19 protein-coding genes, 1 tRNA gene and 1 pseudogene are annotated in these 15,213 nt (G+C 67.0%); 10 read left to right on the forward strand and 11 right to left on the reverse strand.

All coding sequences use genetic code 11. The features are described 5' to 3' along the window. The first annotated feature begins 171 nt into the window (after window positions 1-171). The 3 genes from GON01_RS04950 (at window position 172) to GON01_RS04960 (ending at window position 2,292) form a co-directional block, all read left to right on the forward strand. A complete protein-coding gene (locus GON01_RS04950) occupies window positions 172-1,125 on the forward strand; it encodes an SOUL family heme-binding protein (protein ID WP_157026246.1) in 954 nt (317 codons plus the stop codon). Between the two features lie 91 nt (window positions 1,126-1,216). Beyond that, entirely contained in the window at window positions 1,217-2,062 is an 846-nt protein-coding gene (locus tag GON01_RS04955; protein WP_157026247.1) for a hypothetical protein, read from the forward strand. A 17-nt stretch (window positions 2,063-2,079) separates the two neighbouring features. Continuing rightward, entirely contained in the window at window positions 2,080-2,292 is a 213-nt protein-coding gene (locus GON01_RS04960) for a hypothetical protein (protein ID WP_157026248.1), read from the forward strand. 6 nt (window positions 2,293-2,298) lie between these two features. Here GON01_RS04960 and GON01_RS04965 read toward each other — a convergent pair whose 3' ends face one another. From GON01_RS04965 to rplK, 3 genes are all read right to left on the reverse strand, one after another. Beyond that, window positions 2,299-2,532, reverse strand: coding sequence for a hypothetical protein (locus tag GON01_RS04965; protein WP_157026249.1), 234 nt, complete (start codon window positions 2,530-2,532; stop codon window positions 2,299-2,301). 177 nt (window positions 2,533-2,709) lie between these two features. Beyond that, complete coding sequence (rplA, locus tag GON01_RS04970; protein WP_157026250.1) at window positions 2,710-3,402, reverse strand: 50S ribosomal protein L1; 693 nt, start codon at window positions 3,400-3,402, stop codon at window positions 2,710-2,712. A 4-nt stretch (window positions 3,403-3,406) separates the two neighbouring features. Beyond that, entirely contained in the window at window positions 3,407-3,838 is a 432-nt protein-coding gene (gene rplK, locus GON01_RS04975) for a 50S ribosomal protein L11 (protein ID WP_157026251.1), read from the reverse strand. A gap of 222 nt (window positions 3,839-4,060) precedes the next feature. Between rplK and GON01_RS04980 the strand changes: the two genes are divergently transcribed. After that, window positions 4,061-5,296 carry a TCR/Tet family MFS transporter gene (locus GON01_RS04980; RefSeq protein ID WP_157026252.1) on the forward strand — a complete coding sequence of 412 codons (1,236 nt, stop codon included), beginning with the start codon at window positions 4,061-4,063 and terminating at the stop codon, window positions 5,294-5,296. Between the two features lie 31 nt (window positions 5,297-5,327). On the opposite strand, the gene GON01_RS04985 is transcribed toward GON01_RS04980, so the two are convergent. From GON01_RS04985 to secE, 5 genes are all read right to left on the reverse strand, one after another. Then, window positions 5,328-5,600, reverse strand: a complete 273-nt coding sequence (locus GON01_RS04985) for a TFIIB-type zinc ribbon-containing protein (protein WP_198159778.1) — start codon at window positions 5,598-5,600, stop codon at window positions 5,328-5,330. Between the two features lie 3 nt (window positions 5,601-5,603). Beyond that, entirely contained in the window at window positions 5,604-5,777 is a 174-nt protein-coding gene (locus GON01_RS04990) for a DUF465 domain-containing protein (RefSeq protein WP_157026253.1), read from the reverse strand. Between the two features lie 174 nt (window positions 5,778-5,951). Beyond that, entirely contained in the window at window positions 5,952-6,764 is an 813-nt protein-coding gene (locus tag GON01_RS04995; protein WP_157026254.1) for a TerC family protein, read from the reverse strand. Between the two features lie 152 nt (window positions 6,765-6,916). Next, complete coding sequence (gene nusG, locus GON01_RS05000) at window positions 6,917-7,456, reverse strand: transcription termination/antitermination protein NusG (protein WP_157026255.1); 540 nt, start codon at window positions 7,454-7,456, stop codon at window positions 6,917-6,919. A gap of 20 nt (window positions 7,457-7,476) precedes the next feature. Beyond that, on the reverse strand, window positions 7,477-7,674 hold the full coding sequence (gene secE / locus GON01_RS05005; RefSeq protein WP_157026481.1) for a preprotein translocase subunit SecE: 198 nt from the start codon (window positions 7,672-7,674) through the stop codon (window positions 7,477-7,479). Between the two features lie 195 nt (window positions 7,675-7,869). Between secE and GON01_RS05010 the strand changes: the two genes are divergently transcribed. Then, window positions 7,870-7,945 (forward strand) — tRNA-Trp (locus GON01_RS05010). A gap of 23 nt (window positions 7,946-7,968) precedes the next feature. Here the strand turns inward: GON01_RS05010 and GON01_RS05015 are convergent. Both GON01_RS05015 and GON01_RS05020 read right to left on the reverse strand, forming a co-directional pair. Next, window positions 7,969-9,879, reverse strand: coding sequence for a putative bifunctional diguanylate cyclase/phosphodiesterase (locus GON01_RS05015; RefSeq protein WP_332308469.1), 1,911 nt, complete (start codon window positions 9,877-9,879; stop codon window positions 7,969-7,971). A 109-nt stretch (window positions 9,880-9,988) separates the two neighbouring features. Continuing rightward, entirely contained in the window at window positions 9,989-11,710 is a 1,722-nt protein-coding gene (locus GON01_RS05020; protein WP_157026256.1) for a fatty acyl-AMP ligase, read from the reverse strand. 161 nt (window positions 11,711-11,871) lie between these two features. Between GON01_RS05020 and GON01_RS05025 the strand changes: the two genes are divergently transcribed. From GON01_RS05025 to GON01_RS17320, 4 genes and pseudogenes are all read left to right on the forward strand, one after another. After that, on the forward strand, window positions 11,872-12,429 hold the full coding sequence (locus GON01_RS05025) for a regulatory protein RecX (protein ID WP_181599934.1): 558 nt from the start codon (window positions 11,872-11,874) through the stop codon (window positions 12,427-12,429). An 82-nt stretch (window positions 12,430-12,511) separates the two neighbouring features. Then, complete coding sequence (locus GON01_RS05030; RefSeq protein WP_157026257.1) at window positions 12,512-13,102, forward strand: cold-shock protein; 591 nt, start codon at window positions 12,512-12,514, stop codon at window positions 13,100-13,102. Window positions 13,103-13,143: 41 nt separating this feature from the next. Continuing rightward, window positions 13,144-13,545, forward strand: coding sequence for an NADH:ubiquinone oxidoreductase subunit NDUFA12 (locus GON01_RS05035; RefSeq protein WP_157026258.1), 402 nt, complete (start codon window positions 13,144-13,146; stop codon window positions 13,543-13,545). Window positions 13,546-13,736: 191 nt separating this feature from the next. Further along, window positions 13,737-13,970 (forward strand): annotated as a pseudogene (locus tag GON01_RS17320) (DUF2155 domain-containing protein); the annotation flags it as partial. A 35-nt stretch (window positions 13,971-14,005) separates the two neighbouring features. Here GON01_RS17320 and aat read toward each other — a convergent pair. After that, a complete protein-coding gene (gene aat / locus GON01_RS16875; protein ID WP_157026259.1) occupies window positions 14,006-14,737 on the reverse strand; it encodes a leucyl/phenylalanyl-tRNA--protein transferase in 732 nt (243 codons plus the stop codon). Window positions 14,738-14,900: 163 nt separating this feature from the next. On the opposite strand from aat, the gene GON01_RS05050 reads away from it, so the two are divergent. Continuing rightward, window positions 14,901-15,206 carry a VanZ family protein gene (locus GON01_RS05050; protein ID WP_157026260.1) on the forward strand — a complete coding sequence of 102 codons (306 nt, stop codon included), beginning with the start codon at window positions 14,901-14,903 and terminating at the stop codon, window positions 15,204-15,206. The last annotated feature ends 7 nt before the right edge of the window (window positions 15,207-15,213 follow it).

Consider the following 15,213-nt stretch of genomic DNA (forward strand, 5'->3'; position numbering starts at 1 on the left):
AGCCCTTCGCCTTCGCTCAGGACACCAGCTGTCTCGGACGGCAACGACCTGGGGCAGGCCCCATGTCGAAGCGGGCGCGTATAGCGATTTTCGCGAGAGGGTCAAGGGAACGGCTGGCCTTCCATGCTCGTTCGGCGCTAACAGCGTAACGACCAGAACAAGGGAAGAGATATGGCCGACACGCCCGCTCCGGAAAAGCCGAAACGCACCCGCGCCGTCAAGCCGGCGTCCGCCAAGTCCGAGACGCCCGCCAAGGCGAAGCCGGCGCGCGCGCCCAAGGCGAAGGCCGCGAGCGCCGCCAAGGCCGAAGGCGCGGCCAAGCCCGCTCCGAAGCGTCAGTCGCGACCGCCCGCGGTCGAGAAGAAGAGCGCGGGCAAGCCCAAGGCGGCGGCGCGCAAGCCAGCCGCGCCGAAGCCGGCCGAAGGAGCCAGGCCGTCAGCGCCGGCCAAGGCGGCGGCGGCCGTGCCGCCGGCCGTGGAAAAGGCGGTCGAGACCGTCAAGCGCGCGGTCGCCGACGTCCCGCCGCGCACCGGCCTGTTCGCGGCGCTCGGCACCGCGGCGGTGGTGGCCGGCGCCTTCTTCGTCTGGCGCGCGTCCCGGGCGGAGGAGCCGCGCTACCAGACCATCGAATCTGACAATACGATCGAGGTCCGCAAATATCCCGCGATCGTGACGGCTGGGACCGAGCACCGCGGCGAGCGCCAGGCTGCCCTGAACGAGGGTTTCCGCACGCTCGCCGACTATCTGTTCGCCCGGTCCCGCGAGGGCGCCAAGCTGCCGATGACCGCGCCGGTGCTTTCGGACACGGATGGCGACGGCAGCTGGCGCACCCGTTTCGTGATGCCGACCGGCAAGGCGCGCGCGGAGCTGCCCAAGCCGCCATCCGGTGTCGAACTGATCGCGGAGCCGGCGCAGCGCATCGCCGTGATCCGCTTCTCCGGCCGGGCGGACGATGCAACGCTTTCGGCGAAGGAAGGGGCGCTGCGTTCCTGGCTGCAGCTGCGCGGCCTGCCGAGCGAAGGCAAGGCGGTGCACGCCTATTACAACGCACCATTCCTTCCCGGTCCGATGCGGCGCAACGAAGTCATGATCGTGCTCAGCGATGAAGGCGGCACGGGGGCGTAAGGGCGCCCCGGACATGCTATAACGAGTCGCGGTCCTCCAGGGCACATAGAACCGAGTCGCAGTCCTCCAGGCCAAGGGAAGGAGAGATGCGATGGAACCCCTCGTCAAGCATGTGGCATTGGTGTCCGAATCCCGGCAGGTCGGCACGGGAGAAGTGATGATGGTCGCGGCGGCGCTGCAGAAGCAGGCCTCGCGCGACCTTTCCGGCATCTGGCAGATCGGCGCCACCGTCGACGCCTTCGAGCATCTTGAAGACGTGCCGGTCGATTACTGGCCGATGATCATTCGCGACGATATCGGCTACAGCGCCGCCGGCATCCATCTGGACCAGAGTGGCCAGCCCTTCGCGCTGATCTCGGCCGATCCAGACCGCGACGTATGGTCGCTGACCTCCAGCCACGAGATGTGCGAAATGCTGGTCGATCCGTTCGGCAATCGCGTCATTGCCGGCGACTCGATCAAAGCCGATCAGGGGCGCGTCACCTATCTGGTCGAGGTCTGCGATCCGTCCGAAGCCTCCAATTACGCTTATTCGGTCAACGGCGTGCTGGTGTCGGATTTCTACACGCCCAACTTCTTCGATCCTGTGGCCGCCCCGGGCGTTCGTTATTCCTACACCGGCGCGATCAAGACGCCGCGCTCGATCCTGCCGGGCGGCTATATCTCATGGCATGATCTGGAAACCGACATCTGGTGGCAGCAGACCTGGTTCGGGGGCAGCCAGCCGCAATTCCGCAGCCTCGGCAAGCTGACGGGCGGCCGGAGCATTCGCAGCCAGATCGACCGGATCACGTCAGAGGATACGGCAATGGCGGTCAGCGCCGGGCGCGCGACGTCCGAGTTCGGGGGCATGGCGGCGCCGAGCGCCAGGTCGACTCTCGCCGCACGCGCGCAATCGCTGCACAGTCAGATCAACGAGCTGATCGCAGCGGCCTGACGGAACTGGAGCGCGCCATGCCGGGTTCAGACGACGGGTCGACTGAAGAGAATGAAGGTCTCGACATGGCGCAATCCAGCCCCGCAGCGGCAAGCAAGGCGCGCGCCCGCGCGCTCCACGCCCAGATCGAATCGATCAAGCGCGAACATTCGGCGCCTCTTCCAGCGCCCGGAAAGGAAAGCCCGCGCGACTTTATCGCGCGGCGGATGGCGCAGTTGAGCGAGGAGTAGGCCGGCTCACTTGCCGGACTGGCTGCCCATCGAGCTCGTGCGCTCGATCTCGTCACGATTGGCGTCCGAAATCCTCTGCCACTGCTTGGCGGTCATGCAGACTTTCTTGCCCTTGATCAGCGAGCCCGTCTCGACCTCGCGGCGGCAGATCTTCTTCTCTTCCGGCTGTTGCGGCGCGGCCGACGGAGTCGTCGGCGTCGCGGCAGCGTCCGGCGCGGTCGCGAGAAGAAGTCCAGTCACAATTCCAAGCAACATAGATTAGCCTCCCTTGCTGACTCGCTTGCTAGCAGCGTGTCGCGCAGCGCTCAAATTCCCGCGACGAAACCATCGCCGCGGTCGACGAAACGCTTCGGCCGCTAAAGGGAAAAGGCCGGAGCGCAAACCCCGGCCTTTGTCCGTTCGTCTCCGGCGGCCGCCTCAGACAGTCGCGACTTCCGCCACGTCCACCTTGATGCCCGGGCCCATCGAGGAGCTGAGCGCGACCTTCTTGACGTACTTGCCTTTGGCACCCGACGGTTTGGCCTTGACCACCGCGTCGACAAGCGCGTCGAAGTTCGCGCGCAGGTCCTCGGCCGGGAAAGACGCCTTGCCGATGCCGGAATGGATGATACCGGCCTTTTCGACGCGGTATTCGACCTGGCCGCCCTTGGCGTCCTTGACCGCCTGGCCGACGTTCATCGTGACCGTGCCGAGCTTCGGGTTCGGCATCAGGCCCTTCGGGCCCAGCACCTTACCGAGGCGGCCGACCAGACCCATCATGTCGGGCGTGGCGATGCAGCGATCGAAATCGATATTGCCGCCCTGCACGGTTTCCAGCAGGTCCTCCGCGCCGACGATGTCGGCCCCGGCCTCGCGCGCCTCGTCGGCCTTCGCACCCTTGGCGAAGACGGCCACGCGGACGGTCTTGCCGGTGCCCTTGGGCAGAGTGACCACGCCGCGGACCATCTGGTCGGCATGGCGCGGATCGACGCCCAGGTTCAGCGCGACTTCGATCGTCTCGTCGAACTTGGCGGTCGCATATTGCTTGGCGAGGGCGATCGCCTCGTCGACGCCGTAGAGCTTCTCGGCGTCGACGGCCCAGCTCTTCTGCTTCTTGGTCAGCTTCGCCATGGTCTTAACCCTCCACCACTTCGAGGCCCATGGCGCGGGCGGAGCCTTCGATGATCTTCGTTGCAGCCTCGATATTGTTCGCGTTCAGGTCCTTCATCTTGACCTGCGCGATCTCGGCCAGCTGCGAGCGCTTGATGCGGCCCGCCGAGGTCTTGCCCGGCTCTTTGGAGCCCGACTTCAGGTTCGCCGCCTTCTTCAGAAGGAAGGTGGCCGGCGGCGTCTTGGTCTCGAACGAGAAGCTGCGATCGGCATAGACGGTGATGACCGTCGGGATCGGCGCGCCCTTTTCCAGGTCGTTCGTGGCGGCGTTGAACGCCTTGCAGAACTCCATGATGTTGACGCCGCGCTGACCCAGCGCCGGGCCGATCGGCGGCGACGGATTGGCGGCGCCGGCGGGCACCTGCAGCTTGATATAGCCGGTAATCTTCTTTGCCATGTCACTCTCTTTCAAGTCGAGCGGTACAGACGGACGCGCAAGCACGCCCTCCCGCAATGTTCCAGAGCTGTCGCTTGGAAGCGCGGGCCCTTAGCCGAAAATCGGGCGGAAGGGAACAGCTTCCTTCGCAGCGCGATCGATCGCTGATCCGCAGTCGCCCGGCTGTGGCCTAACAGCCTAGGGTTGCGAACGATTGTTCTTCGCCCGTATCAACCGCGCCCCATGGCCCTTTTTCCCCGCTTCGAACACCGCGCGGTGCCGATCGCGCTCGCGGCGGTCACTATCGACGTGATCGGGTTCGGCATCGTGATGCCGGTGCTGCCGACGCTGATCACGGATCTGGGCCGCGTCGACCTGGCCGCGGCGACGCGGATCGCCGGGTGGATGCTGGCCGTGTTCGCGGTCACGCAGTTCCTGGCCGGGCCGGTGCTCGGCAACCTTGGAGACCGCTACGGCCGGCGACCCGTGCTGATCGCGGCGATGACGGCGTTCGCGGTCGATTATGCGCTGATGGCGGTCGCGCCGACGATCGCCTGGCTGTTCCTGGGGCGCGCGATTGCCGGCATCACCGGCGCCACCTTCGGCCCGGTCGGCGCGGTGATCGCGGACGTGACCCCGCCCGAGCGGCGCGCCACCAATTTCGGCTATCTGGGCGCGGCGTTCGGCATCGGCTTCATCGTCGGACCGGCGCTGGGTGGACTCGTCGCGACCTTCGGGCCGCGCGCGCCGTTCTGGCTCGCATGCGCGCTGGCCGTCGCCAACGCCGTCGCGATGTACTTCCTGCTGCCGGAGACGCTTGCCGCCGAGAACCGCCGGCCGTTCGCGCTGCGCGACGCGCATGTGATCGGCGCGTTCAAGCCGCTGTTCGCAGCCGGCAACGCGACGCCGCTGCTGGTCGCCTGGTTCCTGTGGCAGCTGGGCGGGGTAGTCTATCCGACCACTTGGGCGTTCTGGGCCAAATTGCGCTTCGACTGGACCGACGCGCAGATCGGCTGGAGCCTGGCCTGGGTCGGTTTCCTCCAGCTGCTGGTGCAATTGTTCCTGACCGATCGCGTCATCAGGCGGACGGGGGAGCGCGGGGCCGCGATCATCGGTCTGGCCTGTGGGGCTGCGACGCTGGTCATCTATGCGTTCGTCACCCAGGGCTGGCAGGTCTATGCCTTTTTCCTGATCGGCTGCCTCGGCGCGCTGGCATGGCCGGCGCTGAACGGCATCCTGTCGCGGATGGTCGATGCAAGCCGGCAAGGGGCACTGCAGGGCGGCATCGGCAGCATGAATTCGGTCGCGGCGGTGCTGGGGCCGCTGATCGCGTCGCAAAGCCTGGCCTGGGGCGCGCGCCACTCGTTCGATGGCGCCGCCTTCATCGTTGCCGGCACGCTGATCGGCGCGGCCACGGCGATCGTGCTGCTGGGCGTGCCGCGCCTGCACTATGCCGCCGCCGGCGAAGCAATCCGATAGCCGGGACCGGACTGCTCCGCCGCGCCGATCCTCAGTCGAACAGCTCGGCCAGGAACGACTTGCGCTTGTAATGATGCTTGTCGCGGTAGTCGCCGCGCTCGTGGCGCGGGATTCCGGTGACCACCGAGGCCGGGGTCTGCGCCGGCGCGCTCCGCTCGATGATCTTGTCGATCTCGCCGCGATCGAGCCAAACGCCGCGGCAGGCCGGGCAATAGTCGATCTCGATCCCTTGCCGGTCAGACATGACAAGCACCGTCCCGTCGACCGGGCAGGTCATCGACGCCATCTGCTGGGGGGTGCGCATCGCTCAGGCCCTCCCGCCGCTCAGGCGGCGGCCGGCGAGCCGGTCCTTGATCGCCAGCCGCAGCTTCTTCAGCCGCAAAAGCCGAATGCTGTCGGGGAAGCGCCGCTTGAGCTCTCGCCGGATCTCGTCGTCCAGCTTCCTGTGGGTGAGGGTCAGTCGGTAAATGAAAGCGTTCATAGCCTCTTTCCAATCGATAAGGATCGATCGGGAGCGCCGCGAGGCAGGAGGGGCGAAACATCGCAACCTGCATCGGGAGCTATTCCCGATGCGGTCCGACATCACGGCCGTTCATCGAACGGCCGCCAGAGGGGCCCGGTCCGCAGTCTCAATTTATGACCGGGCCCCGAAGATTCAACCCTGGGGAAAGTGCGTAGGAGGTTCGGCGGCCGCCGCCAGCGCCGCCCGCTTGTTGCGGGACCAGATGTTCAGCGCCTCGACCGCGGCGGAGAAGGCCATGGCCGTGTAGATATAGCCCTTCGGCACATGCACGCCGAAGCCGTCTGCGATCAGCACGGCGCCGATCATCAGCAGGAACCCGAGCGCCAGCATCACCACCGTCGGGTTGCGGTTGATGAAGTTCGCCATCGGCTCGGCCGCGAACAGCATCACCAGCACCGCGCACACCACCGCGACCACCATGACCGGAAGATGCTCGGTCATGCCGACCGCGGTCAGGATCGAATCGACGGAAAAGACGAGGTCCAGCACCAGGATCTGCACGATCGCGGCACCGAACGAGAGGCCGGCGCGGGCGACGTCGAACACGTCGTCGTTCGGCCGCGGATCGGCATTATGGTGGATTTCCTTGGTCGCCTTCCACACCAGGAACAGGCCGCCGACGATCAGGATCAGGTCCCGCCACGAGAATTGGGTCTCGAAGCTCGGCTCGCCATAGGCGCTGGGGGAGCCCTGCAGGCCCAGGTCGAAGACCGGCGCGGTCAGGCCGACCAGCCAGCTGATCGCGGACAGCAGCGCCAGGCGCATGAACAGCGCCAGGCCGATGCCCAGCCGCCGCGCCTTTCTGCGCTGGTGCTCCGGCAGCTTGTTGGTCAGGATGGAGATGAAGATCAGGTTGTCGATGCCGAGCACGACTTCCATGACCACGAGCGCGGTCAGCGCGGCCCATACGCTGGGGTCGCTGAACAGGGCAATCAATCCGTCCATCGGTTTAGGCGCTCCTCTGAGAGATGCGGTCCGACATCACGACCGTCATGGTCGCCAGAGGGGCCCGGCCCGCGCCCGCCATTTACGTGGCGGCGCGGACGGCTTCAAGGGTGGAAAAAGGGCGAGGGCGGCGGCCGCCGGCCCTCAGGCCGTCACTTCGCGCGTTCGACCTGCTCGAACTCCAGCTCGACCGGCGTCGCGCGGCCGAAGATCGACACGCTGACCTTGACGCGGCTGCGGTCGAAATCGAGCTCCTCGACGACCCCATTGAAGCTGGCGAACGGTCCGTCCAGCACCTTCACCTGGTCGCCGATCTCGTAATCGACCTTGACCTTGGCCTTGGGCGCGGCGGACGCGGCCTCTTCCTTGGTGCTCAGGATGCGCGCGGCCTCGGCCTCGCTGATCGGCTGCGGCTTGTTGTTGGTGCCAAGGAAGCCGGTGACCTTCGGCGTGTTCTTGACGAGGTGATAAACGTCGTCGTTCATCTCGAGCTTGGCGAGGACGTAGCCGGGGAAGAATTTCCGTTCCGACTGCACCTTCTTGCCGCGGCGGACTTCGGTGACGGTCTCGGTCGGCACCTCGACATGCTCGACCAGCCGCTCGAGTCCCATGCGGGTCGCCTCGGCCATGATCGCGTCGCGGACCTTGTTCTCGAAACCGGAATAGGCGTGGATGATGTACCAGCGGGACATGGGGTGCGCTTCCTGAAAGGTTAGCCGGCGAAGGTCAGCAGCGAATGGACGATCGCGCTGAACAGGGAATCGATGCCGAAGAAGAAGATGCCGAGCATCGCGGTCATGATGATCACCATCAGCGAGGTCATCATCGTCTCGCGGCTGCTCGGCCAGACGACCTTCGCGGTCTCTGCGCGGACCTGCTGCACGAACTGGGGAATGTCGCCGATCTTCATCGCCACTGTGTCTCGTCCCGTCTTCGGGGTGAACGCCCCCGTCCGGGCCGGCGCCCGAGGGATGCTTCACCGATGTAGTGAGATTGAGCCGCGCTATAAAGTGGGCCGCGCGGCGAAGCAAGCCGGGCGCTTGCGCATCCGCAAGGGCGCGGCTACATCGCCCGCCGGCCCGGGCTCGAAGCTCGGGCCGGGCCTAGGAGTGTAGCTCAGTTGGTAGAGCATCGGTCTCCAAAACCGAGGGCCGGGGGTTCGAGTCCCTCCACTCCTGCCATCCCGCTTCCCGCACAGGGTTGATCAGGCCGCGGCCGCGCTCCTGGCGCCGCCGGTGAACAGCGCGCGGGCATCCGCCGCGCTCATCGGCCGGCCGAACAGATAACCCTGAACCTTGCGGCAGCCGAGCTTGCGGATCATCGCCAGCTCGTCCTCCGTCTCGACGCCCTCGGCCGTGGTCGACATGCCGAGACTGTCGGCAAGCGCCACCACGGCGCGGATGATCGCGACATTCTCGGGCGTGTTGCTCGCCGCCCCCTGGACGAAGCTGCGATCGATCTTGATGGTCGAGAATTTGGTACGGCTCAGATAGCCGAGCGACGAATAGCCGGTGCCGAAATCGTCGAGCGACAACTTGATGCCGAGCGCCATCAGCTCACGCAGCACGGCGACCGCGTGCGGCGCCTCGTTCATGAACACCGATTCGGTGACCTCCAGCTCCAGACGGCTGGGCGCGAGTCCGGTTTCCTGCAGCACGGCGGCCACGGTCTTTGCGAAATTGCGGTTGTGCAGCTGCTCGAACGAGACATTGACGGCGACCCGTACGGTCGACGGCCAATGGGTCGCTTCCTGGCAGGCCGTGCGCAGCACCCATTCGCCGATCGGGCCGATCAGCCGCGCCTGCTCGGCCAGCGGCACGAATTTGGCCGGCGAGACGTTGCCCAGCTGCGGATTGGTCCAGCGCAGCAGCGCCTCGAATCCTTCGATCGCGCCGGTCTCGCCGGTCACGACCGGCTGGTAATTGAGGTGAAGCTCGCCGTTTGAGAGCGCGCGGCGCAGGGCGATCTCCATCACCCGGCGCTCCTCGGCATCGACGTGGAGCTGCGGCTCATAGGCCTGAACGGTGGCTCCGCCCAGGTCCTTCGCGCGGAACAGCGCCAGGTTGGCGGAGCGGAGCAGCACCTCCGACGTCCCGCCATCGCGCGGGCCGATCGCGACCCCTGCGCTCGCGCCGACGAACAACGTGTGCTGGTCGATATCGTAGGGCAGCGACAGCTCTTCGACGATGCGCTGGGCCAGCTTCTCCAGCCGCGCCTGGTCCGATCCGTCGTTGAAGACGATGCCGAACTCGTCGCCGCCGAGCCGCCCGCACAGGTCGTTAGGCCCGAGCAGCGCCTGCAGCCGCTCGGCGGCGCGGCCGAGCAGAATATCGCCGACGGCGTGGCCGAGCGTGTCGTTGACGTTCTTGAAGCGATCGAGGCCGACGATCATCAGCCCGCAGCGGCTGCGCCACTGCTCGGCATGGGCAAGCGCGTCGCCGACGACTTCGGAGACGTGCAGGCGGTTGGGCAGACCCGTCAGCGTGTCGTAGCGCGCCATCCGGTTGATCTTGTCGGCCGAGTGGCGCTCCGCGGTCACGTCGGTGCCGGTGCCGCGGAAGCCGGCAAAGCCGCCGCGCTCGTCCTGGATCGGGGCGCCGCCCAGCTCCCACCACAAAGTCTCGCCGCCGATGCTGACGGGCAGGATCAGCTCCTTGAAGGATTCGCGATACTTGATCTTGTCGGCCAGCGTGCGCAGCGCCGCCGGGAAATTTCCGGTCTCCCACGTCTCGCCGGCAAGGATCTGGAGGAAGGAACGGCCTTCCAGTGCGCCGGCGTCGGCGCCCAGCGCCAGCGCCAGGCGCGGCGACACGCCGGTCAGGTTCTTGGCGGTGTCGATCTGCCACGACCAGTCCGCATCGCTATAGTCGTGTTCGAGCAGCTTGACGCGCGGCCCGTTCATCGCGTCGGCAAGCACGCGCGATGGGTGCGTGCCGGTCGAAAGCGCTCGGACGTTGGCGAGGCAGCGCGCGACCAGGATCGCGTCGAAGGCGATCGTCGCCACCAGCAGCATCAGCAGCGGCCAGCCGAGCGACAGGCCGCGCAACGCGACCAGCGACAGCAGCCCCAGCGGCAGCGCCGAGGCGAGCAGGATGGTCGTCGCCAGCGTCCGCACGAAACTATGCGGGATCGCGTCTGAGGGTTGGGGCCGGAGTCGCTTCACGCGCCCGGAATTAAACTCCTGTTCGTTAGCAAGCCGTAAGCGCGCCGTTCAGGTTGGGCGCTCAGGCCGCGAGCGGCTGGATTTCGCCCGATAGGTACAGGTTGCGCGCCTTGGCCCGGCTCAGCTTGCCTGAACTGGTGCGCGGCAGCGTGCGCGGCGGCACCAGTTCCACCACGCAATTCATGCCCGTGATGCTGCGCACCTTCTCGCGGATCGCGTCGCGCAGCCGGGCGCGTTCCTCGGGATCGGAGGTGCGGCACTGGACCAGCACGGCGGGCGTCTCCTCGCCGCCGGGCGTCGTGATCGCGAAGGCTGCGATGTCGCCCGCCTTGAACCCCGGCAATTGCTCCACCGCCCATTCGATGTCCTGCGGCCAGTGGTTCTTGCCGTTGATGATGATCATGTCCTTGGCGCGGCCGACCACGTAGAGATAGCCGCCGGACAGATAGCCCATGTCGCCGGTGTCCAGCCAGCCATCGACCAGGCACGCCGCGGTCGCCTCGGGATCGCGGAAATAGCCGGCCATCACCGACGGCCCCTTGCACCAGATTTTGCCGATCGCGCGCTCCGGCAGGGCCGTGTCGTTCTCGTCGCGGATCTCGACGGTCATGTCCTTGGCGGGCCTGCCGCAATTGACGACGGCGCGGAACCGCTGCGGCCCGTCATTGGCGGCGATGCCGCCGGCCAGCTCGGTCTCCTCGACCAATTCGACCTCGATTCCCTCGCCCGGCGGCATGATCGTCACCGCCAGCGTCGCTTCGGCGAGGCCGTAGCTCGGCAGGAAGGCGCTGGCCTGGAAGCCGGCGTCGGCGAAGGCGTCGACGAACGACTGCATCACGTCCGGGCGGATCATGTCGGCGCCGTTGCCGGCGATCCGCCAGCGCGACAGGTCGAACCGGTCGGACGCGCGGGTCTGGCTCGACATGCGCCTGGCGCAGATGTCGTAGCCGAAGGTCGGAGAATAGCTGATCGAAGTCCCCGGGTTGCGGCTGATCAGGTCCAGCCAAGCAAGCGGACGGCGGGCGAAATCCTCGGTCTTCAGATAGTCGACCGAGACCTGGTTCGCGACCGGCGACAGCATGCAGCCCACCAGCCCCATGTCATGGTACCAGGGCAGCCAGGAAATGCAGCGGTCGCTGTCCTCAAGCTGCATCCCGTGCGAATGGGCGGACAGGTTGTTCAAGAGCGCGTGGTGGGTGACGGCGACACCATGCGGGAAGCGGGTCGAGCCGCTCGAATATTGCAGATAGGCGATATCGTCGGGCTTGGCCGTCGGCAGCACGGCCCGCGGCGCCGCCGCCTGCGCGAACGACTCCCACGAGATCGCCGAGATTCCGGCCTGGCGCGCGGCCTCCTCGGCCATGCTCGCCAGTTCCTCGGGGAAGATCAGCATCACCGGGTCGCAGCTCTGCAGCTGGACCTTCAGCTGGTCGACATAGGCGGAAGCGCCGCCGAACGAGGTCGGCAGCGGCAGCGGCACCGGCCAGGCGCCGGCATAGACCGCACCGAAGAACAAGGAGGCGAATTCCGGCCCCGTCTCCGCGATCAGCGCGATCCGGTCGCCGGGCGCAATGCCGCGACCGATCAGCCGATAGGCATGGGCCAGCGCGTCGTGGCGCAACTCGGCAAAGGGATAAGCGCGGGCGAGCGCGCCGCGGGGATCGCAGAAATTGAATCCGCGCGCACCCTTGGCGGCATAGTCGAGCGCTTCGGTCAGCGTCGCGAAGTCGGACAGACGGCGCGGCAGCGCGTCGTCCGTCGGCGTGGCGTTCTGGTGCGTCATTTCGTTCGCGTACGACCCTGATTTACGTGCAACGGGCGCTTGCATCATCGCGAGTAGCCCTTTTCTCTTGCCTCAGCCCCCCTTGCCGTTCGACACAACGCGCATGAGGCTCTGCGATCGTTGCTCTTTATTCGCTGGCGCGGTCAAAATCGGACGTGAGTGTGGCACAATCGTGGCGTAGCCGACGGACCGATCCGGACGCAAGACGCGCGCCTCCGCTCGATCGCGCGGGTCTGGAGCGGGCGGCGCTGCGCTATGTCGAGCGCTACGCGACCACGCGCGCCAAGCTCGCGGCGTATTTGAAACGCAAGCTGAAGGAGCGCGGCTGGGGCGGGGACGATGCCGCGCCGGTCGAGGAGCTGGTCGCGAAGCTCGCAGGCCTCGGCTATGTCGATGATGCCGGTTTCGCCGCGGCCCGCGCGACCGGGCTGACGCGGCGGGGCTATGGTCTGCGCAGGGTCGCGCAATCGCTGAAGGCGGCGGGTATCGCGGAGGAGGATTACGCCGAGGCCGAAGCGGCGGCGCGCGCGCAGGCCTGGCAGGCCGCTCTGGTCTTCGCGCGGCGGCGGAAGTTCGGGCCGTTCGCATCGGAAATGCCCGACCGCACGGCGCGGGAAAAAGCATTGGGGGCGATGTTGCGCGCTGGCCACGAACTCGCGATCGCACGCCGCATTCTGGCATGCGAACCCGGCTATGTCCCGGAATTGGACCAAGGTTAACACATGATGAATCTTTGTTTCGATTCTGCGTCAGTTTCCGCTATGCTGAGTCCACGCACTTTGGGGGTTAAGTCGCGTGACGATGGAGACGATTGCAGCATCGGTTCTCGATGCGCCCGCCGAGCGTGGTTGGGCAGGCGATGCGCTGTCTGGCCAAGTTCATGAACTTGAGCGACATTGTGGAACCGTAAAGTGGTTCGACGCGACCCGCGGCTTCGGCTTCGTGGTCGCCGACGGCGATGCCGGCGACGTGCTGATTCACTTTTCGGTGCTGCGCGACCATGGCCGCCGCAGCCTTCCCGAAGGCGCCCGAGTCGAATGCCTGGCGGTCCGCCGCGAACGCGGCCTGCAGGCGCGGCGGCTGCTGAGCTTCGACCTCACCACCGCGACCGGACCCGACCTCGACCTGCTGACGGCACCGCGCGACCGGGTCGACCCGCTGGAACTCGCCGAGAGCGCCGGCGCGCCGGAGCCGGTCCGGGTCAAGTGGTTCAACCGGCTGAAGGGCTATGGCTTCCTGATCCGCGATGCGGACAGCGCCGACGTATTCGTGCACATGGAAACGTTCCGGCGCGCCGGCATCCTCGAGATCCAGCCCGACCTGCCGCTGACCGCCCGCATCGCCGAGGGACGCAAGGGGCCGTTGGCGGTAATGGTCACGCCGCGAAGCTAGGGCCTTCCTTCCGTCCGCGGTGGCCGCTAAACGCTCCGGCCATGGGACTATTGTCTTCGGCATTCACATGGTGGAACGGCGCCACCTGGGGCACCGCGCTCTACACACGCCTGAAGGGCGGCAAGGTGGGCGAGGACGACTGGGGGAACGTCTATTTCGAGGCGAAGAAGCCCGATTCCTACGGCGTGCGCCGGCGCTGGGTGATCTACAAGGGCTCGAACGACGCCAGCCGCGTGCCGCCCGAATGGCATAGCTGGCTGCACGGCCAGGCTGCCGACGTGCCTGACAAGGCGCTGCCGCCGGCGCGGCCGTGGCAGAAGCCGCCGATTCCCAATCTGACCGGCACCCACCAGGCCTATCGTCCGCCGGGCGCGCTTGAGGCAGGCGGACTGCGCCCCGCCTCGACCGGCGATTATGAGGCGTGGAGCCCCGACCAGGCATGAACCGGTGGGCGATCGCCGGCGGGGCTGCGCTGCTGATGGCGATCGGCGGCGCCGCGATCGCGTTGCAGGACGAAACGACTGCGCCCGCCTCCACCGACGCGGCCAAGGCTGCGGCCACGCCCGCCGCATCGGACAAATCCGCGCCGGCGCCGACGCCGAGCTCGGCCCCGCTGCCGGTCAAGGCGACGCCGATGAACCAGCGCGTCGCCGTGCTCGGCCTGCTCAACAAGCGCAACGGCGTGTCGCGCGATTTGACGTTGAAGCCCGGCCAGGCGGTCCGCGTCGACGACGTGATCGTGCGCCTGCGCGCCTGCGAGACCACCGCGCCGTGGGAGGAGCAGAAGCTGACCGGCGCATTTGTCCAGGTCGACGTCCAGGGGTTCGACAAGAAATGGCGGCGCGTCTTTTCGGGCTGGCTCTACAAGGAATCGCCGTCGCTGAACGTCGTCGAGCACCCGATCTACGATGTCTGGCCCAAGAGCTGCACGATGACCTGGCCGGAAATCGGGCCGGACACGGTGCGCGTGTCGTCCGGGTCGGCGCCCTCTGGCAGCGCGCCGGCCAGGCGATCGAGCGCGCCCCAGTCGGAAGCGACGCCCGAGCCCGCGCCTGCGCCGAGCCCCAGCGCTTCCCCCAGCAATCCTACATAGGTGTCCCGCGACACCTCGATCGCGCCCAGCGACGCGAGATGGTCGGTCAGGAACTGACAGTCGAGCAGCCGGTAGCCGCCGATCTTCAGCCGCGCGACCAGGTGCGCCAATGCGACTTTCGACGCGTCACGGGCGCGCGAGAACATGCTTTCGCCGAAAAAAGCCCCGCCCAGGCTGACGCCGTAGAGGCCGCCCACCAGCGCGCCGTCCTGCCAGCTTTCGACCGAATGGGCGTGGCCGCGCAGGTGCAGCTCGTTGCAGGCCTGCTCGATCTGCGCGTTGATCCAGGTGCCCTGCGCGCCCTGGCGCGCCTCTGCGCAGGCCGCGATCACCCGGGCGAAGACCTGGTCCGCGGTGACGGCGAAGCGGTCGGAGCGGACCACCTTCGCCAGCGAGCGCGACAGGTGGAAGCGATCGAGCGGCAGGATGCCGCGCATCGCCGGCTCGACCCAATACACGTCGCGGGCGCGCCGGCTGTCCGCCATCGGGAATATCCCGGCTGCGTAGGCGCGCAGCAACAGGTTGGTATCGAGGGGCCGCATCGACGCGATATTTGCGCCGGCGCCGCCCGGGTCAACATGCTGGCGCCGATCCCATTCATGCTCCCGCAAACCGAAATGGGCTGCTAAGGGCTGGCCGCTCCCCCTCTCACCCGGGATTCTTGTGCAGCGTATTCTCCAAGTCGCGTTCTGGCTCGCCGTTGTCATGACCCTGTATTTGTGCCTGCGGCACGTCGATGTTGTCATGCCGATTTCGGACAAGAAGCAGCATGCCTTCACCTTCGGTGCGCTCACTTTGCTGGCCGCGGCGGCCTATCCGTACCGCAACGTGTTCGTCGAGGCGTTCGCGCTGTCCGGCTTCGGCGCGCTGATCGAGTTCATTCAGCCCTATTTCGGGCGCGACAAGGACGTGAAGGACTGGATCGCGGACACGATTGGCATCCTGGTCGCGCTGGCGATTGCGGCGATCGCCCGCAAGCTTCTGATGCGGGAGCGGAACTCCACGCTTTGATCCCTCG

The sequence above is a fragment of the Sphingomonas horti genome (genome assembly GCF_009753715.1).
Classification (GTDB): Bacteria; Pseudomonadota; Alphaproteobacteria; order Sphingomonadales; family Sphingomonadaceae; genus Sphingomonas_B; species Sphingomonas_B horti.

Bases quoted from the DNA above. Each gene is read 5' to 3' on its own strand.
- GON01_RS04950 (WP_157026246.1), top strand. From the start codon at position 172: ATGGCCGACACGCCCGCTCCGGAAAAGCCGAAACGCACCCGCGCCGTC.
- GON01_RS04955 (WP_157026247.1), top strand. From the start codon at position 1,217: ATGGAACCCCTCGTCAAGCATGTGGCATTGGTGTCCGAATCCCGGCAG.
- GON01_RS04960 (WP_157026248.1), top strand. From the start codon at position 2,080: ATGCCGGGTTCAGACGACGGGTCGACTGAAGAGAATGAAGGTCTCGAC.
- rplA (WP_157026250.1), bottom strand. From the start codon at position 3,402: ATGGCGAAGCTGACCAAGAAGCAGAAGAGCTGGGCCGTCGACGCCGAG.
- rplK (WP_157026251.1), bottom strand. From the start codon at position 3,838: ATGGCAAAGAAGATTACCGGCTATATCAAGCTGCAGGTGCCCGCCGGC.
- GON01_RS04980 (WP_157026252.1), top strand. From the start codon at position 4,061: ATGGCCCTTTTTCCCCGCTTCGAACACCGCGCGGTGCCGATCGCGCTC.
- GON01_RS04985 (WP_198159778.1), bottom strand. From the start codon at position 5,600: ATGCGCACCCCCCAGCAGATGGCGTCGATGACCTGCCCGGTCGACGGG.
- GON01_RS04990 (WP_157026253.1), bottom strand. From the start codon at position 5,777: ATGAACGCTTTCATTTACCGACTGACCCTCACCCACAGGAAGCTGGAC.
- GON01_RS04995 (WP_157026254.1), bottom strand. From the start codon at position 6,764: ATGGACGGATTGATTGCCCTGTTCAGCGACCCCAGCGTATGGGCCGCG.
- nusG (WP_157026255.1), bottom strand. From the start codon at position 7,456: ATGTCCCGCTGGTACATCATCCACGCCTATTCCGGTTTCGAGAACAAG.
- secE (WP_157026481.1), bottom strand. From the start codon at position 7,674: ATGAAGATCGGCGACATTCCCCAGTTCGTGCAGCAGGTCCGCGCAGAG.
- GON01_RS05020 (WP_157026256.1), bottom strand. From the start codon at position 11,710: ATGACGCACCAGAACGCCACGCCGACGGACGACGCGCTGCCGCGCCGT.
- GON01_RS05030 (WP_157026257.1), top strand. From the start codon at position 12,512: ATGGAGACGATTGCAGCATCGGTTCTCGATGCGCCCGCCGAGCGTGGT.
- GON01_RS05035 (WP_157026258.1), top strand. From the start codon at position 13,144: ATGGGACTATTGTCTTCGGCATTCACATGGTGGAACGGCGCCACCTGG.
- aat (WP_157026259.1), bottom strand. From the start codon at position 14,737: ATGCGGCCCCTCGATACCAACCTGTTGCTGCGCGCCTACGCAGCCGGG.
- GON01_RS05050 (WP_157026260.1), top strand. From the start codon at position 14,901: ATGACCCTGTATTTGTGCCTGCGGCACGTCGATGTTGTCATGCCGATT.